This is a genomic window from Colwellia sp. MEBiC06753 (genome assembly GCF_053470325.1).
Window position 1 is genome coordinate 1 of record NZ_JBQMTM010000006.1, and the last position, 11654, is coordinate 11654.

The window sequence follows — 11654 nt, forward strand, 5'->3', positions numbered from 1 at the left end:
AAGTCTTTCACATTCAAAATGTTAATGCCTATCACAGCAGGCTAAAAGCATGGATAGGACGGTTTCATGGAGTCGCCACAAAGTACCTTGATCATTACCTTGGTTGGTTCAGGTATATGGATGCTCCAGGAAACCTTAATGAAAACAAGCTATTTCGCATTCAACAACAGTTAATGGGAACATAGCCATTATTAATAGTTGCGAGTTTATAATAAATTTGATCATTACATTAGGACATAACATTAGTTATTTGACAGCTTCGCAGATGAATTATTGTAAGTACTGAAAGCTAATCATTTAGTTGTGAGATAGTTTGCATTTCATTGCTATATCTTTATATTGGTAGAAAAGTGTATTGAATGGATATAAATAGATGGATTTTCAAAGACCTACCACGTTCAAACAAAGCCTTCACAATGCTTTCAAAGACAGTATTAAGTGCGCATTGTATAGCACTAACCCCATTATTGAGCTTTTAGAAGAAACGTTTTATCAAGAACAGGTTAAAGACTCACCACATGGTTGCTACATGCCTGTTCCATTCCCTACTGGCGTGGGAAAAACATACAACACCCTATCATTAATCATTAAAGCCGTACTTGATGACATCGATAACGAGCTCACTCAAGGGGAAGACTATCAACCTAGAACAATCTACTACATTACTAACTCGGTTGATAATGTTTCAGAAGCCTATAAAGATTTAATAAAGCGCGTTAATAGCTCGACTCTATTTGACGACACTCAAAAGGCTATCCTTATAGATAGCTTCCTATATGCACCTTCTAACTCACATTCTTTGCTAGAGTTACTTAAAGATGACAGTAACGTATTAGAAAAGATATTGAAGCTGTTCGACGTAGAAAAAAATGCCACTCTAATGAATAGCATAGATCAATTGAAAAGTGAGCAAACAGTACTTAAGGTAAAGCTATCACCTATTCAAAAGAAGACACTTACAGCCCGTATTAATGACTTTGCAAGTGAATGCTACTCGAGTTTGATAAGGCATATTCAAAAGGTTCAACTGGGTGATACTCCTGTCTCCTTGTCAGACGGTAACATCAAACTACTTAGTAAGTTGATACCCGGTATCAAAATAGAAACGAATCAAGCTCGCGTTGTATTCATGACAACTAAGAAGTTTCTATTTGGTTTACAGCAATCTAAAGGTAAATTCCATCCTGTAAGGCACTTAAGTGGAGCTATGCTATTCATAGACGAAGTAGATAGGCAACATCAAGAAATTCTAGATCACTTAGTATCTTCAAATGACACCGACTTGCTATCGACGTTAAGAACCATTCATTCTAACCTTAAAGAGCAAAAGTTGTGTACCAAGTCTCAGTATGAGGGTATCGAGGAGATGTTCGAAGAGTACCTGGATAAGGTAAAGAGCTTCTTCACAAAGTGGTCTCTTCAGTACTCATTTGACATTGATGCAAGTGCGATTGAAGACGATAAACAAGTATTACTCTTTAGTGACAAGCTTACGACTCACAACACAAGTGTAAAGGGCAAGTTAGGGTTGAGTTTAAACGATGAGAACCAACAGCATGAAATTGCTCTAAGAGGCCGCTTTAAAGACCGGGAAGAGCACGACTTTCCAAAGTTCCTTGGTGGGCTTGAAAGGTTAGTAAACAGAACCTTTCACTCACTAGTTGAAAAAGCAGAAGAGCGATATCGGGAGAATATGGTAGGAGTTCTTTCTGAGGTCGAGCTAAGACAGCTAACATCATCTCAAGCTATTGCGAGTATTTTAGATCAACTAAATTTACATGGATTACGCCACCAGCTAAATCAGCAATTAAATTATTTAGTTGGTCGTCAAATAGGGGCACGTCGAAGCGCTGCAAATTATCATACGCGAGGAATACGCATGATAGAAATAGATCGTTTACCAGAAGCCCAAGACTCTGTCATATTTAAACACCAAGGCTTTAATGTATCACCTACTGGGATGCTAGCATCATGGGTTGAGTCTGGTTGCTGTATCTTGGGAATTAGCGCGACAGCGGAGTGCGACTCAGTCATCCATAATTTTGATAATAGATACCTAAAGAACAGTCTGAATAACAGGTTCATACAACTATCACCGTCTCAACGCAGCTCAATTCATGATTATTACGATATGGAGCGAGACTACAGTGGAAAAGGGGTTTCCGTCGTTCCAAGTGGAGTAGAGCAAAATTATGCCTTTATCCGAGACCTAATCGGAGAATGGAATCCCAGTGCTAAAAATAGAGAGTTGCTTTATCGGAAGCTATTTCAATGCGAAGAGAGGGAAGTAGAGTTCTGCTTAAGTTGGCTTAGCAAGCTTTGTTTGGCTATTCAAAGATTTGCAGAGTGTGATGGAAACCGTTACATGCTTGGCATGTTAAATCGTAATATAAAGCCGAGTATTCATCCTTTTCTTACGTGGTACGGAGAGAAGCTCGAAAAGACGTTACCTATTTCAATAAAGATAGTAAGCGGCATCAATGCTTCTTTCCTTAAACAAGGCTTATTTGAAAAGGAAGTAATCGAACATCTAGAAACTTGTTCAGACAAGGTGGTTGCACTAACTTCTTATCAAACAATGTCTTCTGGGAAGAACCCCGACTATAAATTTAATCCTAAATTAGAAGGCAGTAAGTTAATTCATGTTGGTCATCGTAACAGTGATCGAACTGATATTGATTTCATGTACCTCGAAGAACCAACCCATTTAATATCTGTCGAAGGTAAACCTGAAACTCGCACAAGTGATCGATTGCTACTTTTAAGTTACGGTATGGCACTTCAAGAGTCGGGTGTACTCACATTAAATCAAGCGAGCGCCTGGGCACACAATGTAGTAACTCACGACAGCCCCCACAATTTATGCCGAGAGCTAAAGAATAAATTCTATAAAAAAGACTCTGATGATTGCCTAAATGCAATCTATAGGATCATTGAGCAAGCTGTAGGTAGAGCCGCTCGTACAGAGATGAAAAGGCAAAATATTTATATAATTGCCGATAATAGGCTACTGCAGCTTCTTGCCAACGATGAACGAGATACGGCTCTATTCTCTCACGAATATCGCAGTATCGTGAGCTACGCTAAAGAAACCTTTAGTTGGGCAACCCCACCGGTCGACAGGGCTTCAAGGCGTCGACAAAACCTTGCACTGTTGCACTCAGATCGTTCGCTAGGCGCAATCAACCGAATGTTAAGCCTCATTAATTCAGAACCAAGCATCGAAAACATTAAAGCTTGGCAAGACCTTCGTTACCTTGCATTAAAAGAGCCTGCAGCTGTTAACGCCCCAACATATCTTGAATATTACGTTCAATCAAATGATCCAAGTGGCTATAACTACACACCACCAACTGAAGAATGGAAAACCAACGAGTATCGATTTTTTGAGCAATCTATTGCGCCTATAAAACGTGTAAGTGAGGCAAGCTCAATGCTTCCAATTTTTATGCGTAACGATACCGTTAAGGGATATTTTGAACATCATGGTTATTCAACGCAATGGCCTAAAAATGCACAATTCATGCTATCACCACCAATGTTCATAAACATCTATTTAGGAGCGATTGGAGAGGAAGTCGGTAAAGCTATCTTACAAGACCAAGGATTTACATTTGAACAACTCCCAATTGAACACTTTGAAGTACTCGACGAAATTATCGCTCTTGGAGAGCATAAAGCATTAATTGATTATAAACATTGGGATCTTACTTCTTGGCGATCATTATCAAATGAAGAGCGTAAAAAGGTCATGAATAAATTTAGTGATAAATTATCAGCCCTTCACTTAAACAAGCTAGTTATCTGCAACATGTTAAGACAAGGTGATGAACCAATCACATATTTTGATTCTAACTTTAATCCAATGTCGAGCTATATGGACTCATCCATCATAGTCATTCCTAACTTGGTCAATGATCATGACGGAAGCATTGATTGTGAAGCTATCGAAGCCCTGTCGCGCTGGATAGGTACTAAATAAGGAATAGAATAAGTGTCAGAACACGTTTTAGTTAATCGTATTGATGTTGAGTTTAATGGCTCTGCAATAGACTCCGATTTTGATTTTTACAATGTTAAGTGTGACCTAAAGGGCAAAAGCAATTACGGAAAAGTAATCAACAAGATATACAAGTACGTAAAACCACTATCTATGTGCCGTATAAAAGATGGCTATACTGTAATGCTTAATAAAGGAGTCAAGCACTCTTTAAATGATCATCACTACTCAGTCATCCCTCAACACCCCGATAATATACCAGTTAGCACTAAAGCTAAATTACTGATAGGTGCTTTACCTGTAATACAGTCGGAGTCCCGAAACTATAGTGAAGGTGTGGGGCTATATTACCTTGCTGATATCGAGACAATTCGTAATGTCGATGTATTGAGAACATATGAAATTAAAATCGAATGGGAGCAACAGAAGCATTTAGTACTCGGTATCAGCTCAGCAACGTTTACGCCCGTTAGCTACCACACTAATAGTGAGGGTGAGCTTTATAACGACTGTAGGCATTTACCTAGATTCAACTTCGACCACTGGACTCAAGAGCTTACTCGCTCAGGTCAAGGAGAGTATATTCGAAAGAAGCACCGTGATAAGAACATGGTAAGCGAAATGGTATCGTTGGATACAAAAAATCCTAGCAAGTTTATGCGATCAAAGATGGGTGTACTTGCTACTTTTATGGAAGACGTTAAACGACACCTATCTTCTTATCTAAGTTTTCGATTTGAAACTATTTCACCTGAGTATCGTGTAAAGTTTAAAGATAGAGACGTGAAGTTTGCCTACACTGCAATAAACCAGCTACTTTCCAAACACACGATTAATGTCATAAATCTAACAGAATGCGATATATCTGAGCTTCTGAAGAAGCTAGAGGATGAAAAGTTTACTTTTACACAGTCTACTACTATTGCTGCTGGCGCTTTAAATCTCGCTATACATCACGACAATGAGTATTGCGAATCCAAGCAGATAGAAGACCCTTATAATTCGTTGCATGCAGATAAAAATACCGTTATTCAGTCAGCATATCCAGAAACCCTTATAAGAAAGGGCAAGCTGTCGCAATCAGAGTATGAAGCTTGTAAGAAAGAGCTATATGTAAAGCTCGAAGCAGCATCTAAAGAGCTTAAATTCATAGCCCCACCTGGTAATTGGCTGTTTGTTGTTTGTAATGGGAATGAAAGAATGGAGCGGCAATACGATACGTTGAGAGTATCTGATAGGAAACTATACTTCTCACAGCTTGACGAGGATAGCGCTCAAACACAATTCCTTTTAGACTTTCCAAGGCAGTTAGTCAATGGAGAGCATGCAGTTGTCGATCTAGACTCGGGCGAACCATATATTTTTGAAGATACAAAGTATGTTGCTCTGCCTCAATATCAAGAGCTAGCCAGTGTTATGAATGAACTAACTACAGGATATTCAAACGGTATAAAACGAGACTGGATTGAAGAGTTTCTCCTTCTACTTGATAAAGAAGAAGTTCATCTAGCGAACCCTGAACTAGTCAAAAGCCGATTGACAATATTACTTTCTAAGCACCCTAGTTTATTGACGTTCTACAAAGAAGACATATTCAATGATAAAGAGAATAAGATAACGTACAAAGGAAGCTTCCAAACCTTCTTCGATTGGATACTAACTGAGAAAGGGCTTCGCTTAGCCGCATCACTGAAAGGACAAGATAAAGGCTTGATCGAGTCCTCCCTAGGTCTATTCTACAATGCTCAAGAGCAACTCTACTTTATAGGCGATAAAGACAACGTAAAAAGCATACCTAGATTCTGTCGAATTAGACGCATTCTTACAGATGCTACTGAAGTACCAACTGAGCTACTTCAGATGATGGAGGTATTTCATATTCGTCATAAACAGGCAACTGTGTACCCATTTCCTTTTAAACATTTAAGGGAGATGTCGAAAGGTTCCACAACTTCTAATTCCTAAACTATTACTAGCTTGAGAGGAGTTTGAAACAGGAGCGTTTTTACGGAAATTTATTCTCGAATGATTTAAAGTTCGCAGAAATAATAAATTATTTTCATTACCTAAATGAAGATACAAATTACATAACGATGCATAAAACTAAAGGTTCTGGCATAGACAATGTAATCGTGGTGCTGGATGAATATTCTTGGTCTCAAAGCTATGATTTTAAATCTTTTTACTCTGACTGCTCCTCGGAAAACAAAAAATCAAATACTCAGAAGCTGGTTTATGTTGCATGTTCTAGAGCAAAGAAAAACCTGAGATGTATTCGGATAGTTAATGATGCTGAAGAAGAAAAGGAGCTTTTAAAATTCTTCTCAGGCTTTCCTGTTACAAAATTTGATTACTCTCTTGCCGTAAGTGCTTAGTTTGTCGGTGAAAATTTAATTTTGATATTGCAAATGGTTGATTAAAGATGAGCATATGTACGGTTGAAGAGTGCGGCTTACAGGGTGAATATTATGGAAAATGCGCCTGCATTGCTCTAAAGGTGATTATCAATCGGACAAGCATAGTGGGTTACTAGTGTTATGTGTTTATTTATCAAATGTTTGTATCTTTTTATCTACTTCCTCCGTCACATGATACTTAAATGATGTAGTACAGATTGTGGTACAAGATGTTTTGAAATATTTATATTTCATTAAAATACATGGTGTTATATTGTTTTGTTGAGTCCCGCCATCACCAATAGATTGATAAAGGGCTGTAATAATACAGCCTTTTTTTATTGCCTGCATTTTATTAAAAGCGTCCTCTTTCCGCATCCTAATACAGTAATCAAAATCCCTATATTTAAGATAATAGAAAATACTCTTAGCTACTATTTATAATGTCAGGCATTGCAGCGCCATAACGGTTAATTCAGTCGCGTTAATCAGGAAGCTAATGTGTAGGTGTGTATAAAAGCTTTTGTCTGCTTTACATCCATATGAGAGGCTATTACTTAAGGCTTTATGAAAGTTACTATGTAAAAAGGAGAACGTTTTTCGGCAGTGTTAGGGGCGGTAGATAGTGTTCTCTATTTTGGTGTTAGCTAACATGCTTAGAATCAAAAGTTAAAAATCAGAACTCTATTTGAATGTTTAAGTTCTGATTGTGCAGTTGGCTATATCAGCATAAATGCTGTGGCGAGAATGAGCGCAAATATATTTTAAATTAAGAGTTATGTCGGTGTTATGAATTAAGCGTTAGGCCGTCGGCGTAATCAAGAAAATCTAGATTGAATGAGGTAACTTAATTAAAAGCTAGGGTAACTCTATTTTAAAGGGCTTGTGGTGACTTTTTCTGAACTTTATGACTTGTCTTTGGTTTGGCTTGAAAAACAAAAGTCACCTACTATGAGGTGACTTTATGCTGTTTACTTAGGTGATAGATTAGTCAGTTGGTGATTAGTCAAAGTAAACGAATTTAATCACAAATAAGGCTGCCAGAATTAATACGCTAGGCGATAATTCTTTAAACTTACCTGAGAAAATTCTTACGGCTGCATAACTAATAAAGCCAAAAGCAATACCGTCAGCGATTGAAAAGGTCAATGGCATAGTAATACAAATTAATGTTGCTGGTACCGCGTCGAGCAAGTCATCCCATTCAATATGAGCAAGGCTTGATAGCATTAGCACAGCAACAAAGAATAGAGGCCCAGCGGTGGCGTAAGCTGGCACCATTCCGGCTAATGGCGAGAATAGCAAGGCTAGTAAAAATAGTACGCCTACCACTACGGCAGTTAAGCCGGTTCTACCACCTGCGCTTACACCTGCTGCGCTTTCAACGTAACTGGTCGTGGTTGATGTACCCAACATACTACCGGCAATTGTCGCCGTTGAATCAGCTAATAGCGCTTTATCTAAACGTGGCAAATTGCCATCTTTGTCTAATAAGTTTCCTTTTTGCGCGACAGCAATCAATGTTCCTGAAGTATCAAACAAGTCGACGAATAAGAATGCAAAAATAACGCTGATCATGCCAATTTCTGTGGCACCAGCTAAGTCTAATTGCATAAATGTAGGGGTGATATCTGGCGGTGTAGAAATTAAACCGTGATATTCGATATCACCGATTAAGATGCCGATGCCAGTAATAATTAAAATGGCATACATTACCGCACCGTTATAGCCTCTGATCACCATAGCGACAATTAAGAATAAACCAAGTGCAGCCATAATTGGTGGTAAGGTAGTAATATCACCTAGGTCAACGAAAGTGGCTGGGTTGTCAACTACAATACCAGCGCTTTTTAGCGCAATAAACGCAAGGAACAAGCCGATACCAGCTGCAATACCTGAACGTAGTGCTTGAGGAATGCTATTAATTAGCCATTCACGGATACGCATTAAACTTAAAATAACAAATACAATACCGGATATACACACGCCGCCTAATGCTACTTGCCAGCTATAGCCCATTTCTAATACAACGGTATAGGTGAAAAATGCGTTTAGGCCCATACCTGGGGCCAGTGCAATTGGGTAGTTAGCGATAAAGCCCATCACGAAACAACCAATGGCAGCGGCTAAACACGTGGCAACAAATACAGCTCCTGCATCCATACCTGTATCTGACAACATGGTTGGATTAACAAAGATGATGTAAGCCATAGTTAAGAATGTGGTTACACCGGCCATGATTTCTTGTCGAACATTGGTGTGATGCTCTTCAAGCTTAAAGAGTTTTTCAATCATAATATATGGTTTCTATTATTGTTGGTTGCCTGTTAATACAGGCTAAACTAAGTGTGAATTTGTCTGTAAATTAAAAAACAAGCGTTAACTATACGTTGGAAACGTCAATGATTAAAGAATCATCAATATTGGTTGACGAAATAGTCTCTTTACTATAGTCATAAGCTTTACGTGACTCACTTCGGTCAATCGGTAAGTTAATAAAGTCAAATAACTCAGTATCTGCTAATTGGCTTGGGCTGACATTCTTGATGGCATTAAAAATGTTTTCAATACGGCCAGGTGCTGAATGCTCCCATGAATTGAGCATGGCTTTGATGTTTTGACGCTGGAGGTTTTCTTGTGAACCACATAAATTACAAGGGATAATTGGAAACTCTTTTAGTTCTGCCAATTCAATTAAGTCTTTCTCGCGGCAATAACTCAGTGGGCGAATGACCGTATTGCGGTTGTCGTCTGCACGTAGCTTTGGCGGCATTGCTTTTAATTTAGCACCGAAAAAAATATTTAAAAATAACGTTTCTACGATATCGTCCATATGGTGACCTAAGGCTATTTTAGTGGCACCAATTTCTTCAGCGAATGAATATAAGGTGCCACGTCTTAACCTTGAACATAAACCACAAGTGGTTTTACCTTCTGGCACCTTTTGTTTAACAACCGAGTATGTATCTTTGTCGATAATGTAGTAGGGAATATCAAGTGATTCAAAATACTCAGGCAAAATATGGGCAGGAAAGCCTGGTTGCTTTTGATCTAAGTTAACGGCAATAACTTGAAAATTAATGGGAGCGGCTTTTTGTAAGCTCAATAAAATATCAAGCATAGCAAATGAGTCTTTGCCGCCACTAATAGCAGCCATAATAACATCGCCTTCTTCAATCATATTGTAATCGGCAATTGCCTTACCTACTTTACTACGAAGACGTTTTTGCAGTTTATTCGCTTCATAAACCGCTTTTCTGTTATCTATTTCAGCCATACCCAGAGAACTACATTAATAAATGGGCGCGTATTATAAAAGGAAAGGGCAAATTTAGTAAGCAAAAAATAACCAGCGCTGTCAATTTAAGCGCTGGTTACATTAGTTATTCTGATGAGGGGAAATAACCTTAAGGTTAATCTTGTAGTGGAGATTTATATCCGGCTGGTTTTAATGCTAAAACATCACAATTTAATTTGTCTATTACATGTTCGGCAGTATTGCCAATTAGTGCTGCTGACAAACCTGTGCGGCCGATCGTGCCCAGAATGACAAGTTCTGCGTCTAGTTCTTGCGATAACGCTTCAATGGTATCTTCCGGTAAGCCTTCTTTAACATGTGTGTTTGCGACATCAATACCAAATGCATTTGCATGTTTTTCCATGGCTTGTTTATGATGCAATAACATAGTGTCGTTATATTGGCTGGCATCAAACTCTGGTATTTCAATTGCAATATTAACTGGCGTGCCAGGGTAGGAGTTAACTAAGTGAACATTAGCGTTCATCAGGCCTGCAAGGTGCTTGGCCTCTTCGGTTATGATGTTATTCAGTGATTGGTGTTCTTGCTCGTCACTACCAACATTAACCGCCGCTAAAATATTGCCATTGTCTGGCCAAGAATGCTCTTTTACTAACAGTAACGGGCAAGGGCATTTACGTAATAAATGCCAATCGGTTGGCGTAAAAATAACTGATTTTAATTTATCGTGCTCATGGGTGCCTTTAATGACAATATCAAATTGATGCTTAAGCACTTGATCTATAACCGCTTCAAATGGGCGGTTATGCCAGACTACATCAATGGTAATATTGTTTTGTTGGGCGTTAAGCGACTTGATCTGCTCTTCAATCCACACCTTGCGATCATTGATCACTGTTTGTCGCATCGCATCACGTTCATCACTTGATAACATCGTGGTCATTTCATAGGAGAAATCAAAAATGCTTAGAAATGCCGTTATGCTTGCACCAGTTTTGCTGCCTAGTTCAATTGCTCGGCTCAGTGCTTTTTGATCTTCTGTTGTTGGATCAATTACAACAAGTATTTTTTGATACGTTTCCATTTATGCCTCGTTTGCCACATTGTTGATTTAAATAGTTTGCCCGCTATTGGCAATTAATTATTTGTTTTAAATCAAAAAATGCATTCGTTACATTATGACTAAAGCGCTATATTATGACTAAAGCATAGTATGGAAATATGATGATTTAAAGTGGAGGTTGACACCTTACTTTTATTTTTACTTCAATAAGGCGACTTCATTTAACTTATCAATATCATTTAAGGTAATCAGTTTACCATCGACATTGATTAACCCTTCTTTATGAAAACGATTTAATAAGCGGCTTATGGTTTCTACGGTTAAACCAATATAGTTACCAATATCACCTCGGGTCATGGTTAATCGAAATTCTTTTGGCGATAGGCCACGCGCTTTATAACGAGTGCTCAGAGTTGCTAAAAAGGTGGCTAGTCGCTGCTCGGCATTTTTGCGATTAAGTAACGATAACATTTCTTGATCAGTTCTGATCTCATTACTCATTAAACGTAATACCTGACGCTTTAACGCAGGCATACTGTTAGAAAGTTCATCTAAGGTATTGTAAGGAATTTCACAAACCATCGCGGTTTCTAGTGCTTGCGCAAAACTTTGGTGCTCGCTACTCGCTAGCGCGTCGAAGCCGAGTAAATCGCCCGCTAAATGAAAACCGGTAATTTGTTCTTCACCACTTGAGTCAATGGTGAATGTTTTGAATGTGCCTGAACGTATGGCAAATAATGAATGCAATGCTTCACCATCTTGGAATATTTTTTCACCCTTTCTGATTGGGCGTTTACGATCAATGATATTGTCTAAGGTATCTAGTTCTTTTTCATTAAGTGAAAAGGGCAAGCATAACTCGCTGATACTACAGTTTTGACAATGGATATGACTTTTATGAGCACATGATTCAGACATTTACAGGTTTAACTCATC

The 11654-nt window shown here is 38.5% G+C and carries 7 protein-coding genes and 1 pseudogene; 4 read left to right on the plus strand and 4 right to left on the minus strand.

All coding sequences use genetic code 11. The features are described from left to right. The 4 genes and pseudogenes from ACOB82_RS06345 to ACOB82_RS06360 all read left to right on the plus strand — a co-directional run. Positions 1-185, plus strand: a pseudogene (locus tag ACOB82_RS06345) (IS1595 family transposase); the annotation flags it as partial. Positions 186-373: 188 nt separating this feature from the next. After that, the gene (locus ACOB82_RS06350) at positions 374-3982 is read left to right on the plus strand and encodes a hypothetical protein (protein ID WP_448212108.1); all 3609 of its coding nucleotides are present in this window, start codon (positions 374-376) and stop codon (positions 3980-3982) included. Between the two features lie 12 nt (positions 3983-3994). Continuing rightward, positions 3995-5965, plus strand: coding sequence for a hypothetical protein (locus tag ACOB82_RS06355; protein ID WP_448212109.1), 1971 nt, complete (start codon positions 3995-3997; stop codon positions 5963-5965). 23 nt (positions 5966-5988) lie between these two features. Then, positions 5989-6375: a hypothetical protein gene (locus tag ACOB82_RS06360; protein ID WP_448212110.1), complete on the plus strand. Its 387-nt coding sequence runs from the start codon at positions 5989-5991 to the stop codon at positions 6373-6375. Between the two features lie 1023 nt (positions 6376-7398). Here ACOB82_RS06360 and ACOB82_RS06365 read toward each other — a convergent pair. The 4 genes from ACOB82_RS06365 to fnr all read right to left on the minus strand — a co-directional run bounded on the left by ACOB82_RS06365 (position 7399) and on the right by fnr (position 11636). Beyond that, positions 7399-8691, minus strand: a complete 1293-nt coding sequence (locus ACOB82_RS06365) for an NCS2 family permease (protein ID WP_448212111.1) — start codon at positions 8689-8691, stop codon at positions 7399-7401. Positions 8692-8779: 88 nt separating this feature from the next. Beyond that, a complete protein-coding gene (gene ttcA, locus ACOB82_RS06370) occupies positions 8780-9673 on the minus strand; it encodes a tRNA 2-thiocytidine(32) synthetase TtcA (RefSeq protein WP_448212112.1) in 894 nt (297 codons plus the stop codon). Between the two features lie 136 nt (positions 9674-9809). After that, positions 9810-10739, minus strand: a complete 930-nt coding sequence (gene uspE / locus ACOB82_RS06375) for a universal stress protein UspE (protein ID WP_448212113.1) — start codon at positions 10737-10739, stop codon at positions 9810-9812. Positions 10740-10916: 177 nt separating this feature from the next. After that, entirely contained in the window at positions 10917-11636 is a 720-nt protein-coding gene (gene fnr, locus ACOB82_RS06380; protein WP_448212114.1) for a fumarate/nitrate reduction transcriptional regulator Fnr, read from the minus strand. Between the last annotated feature and the right edge of the window lie 18 nt (positions 11637-11654).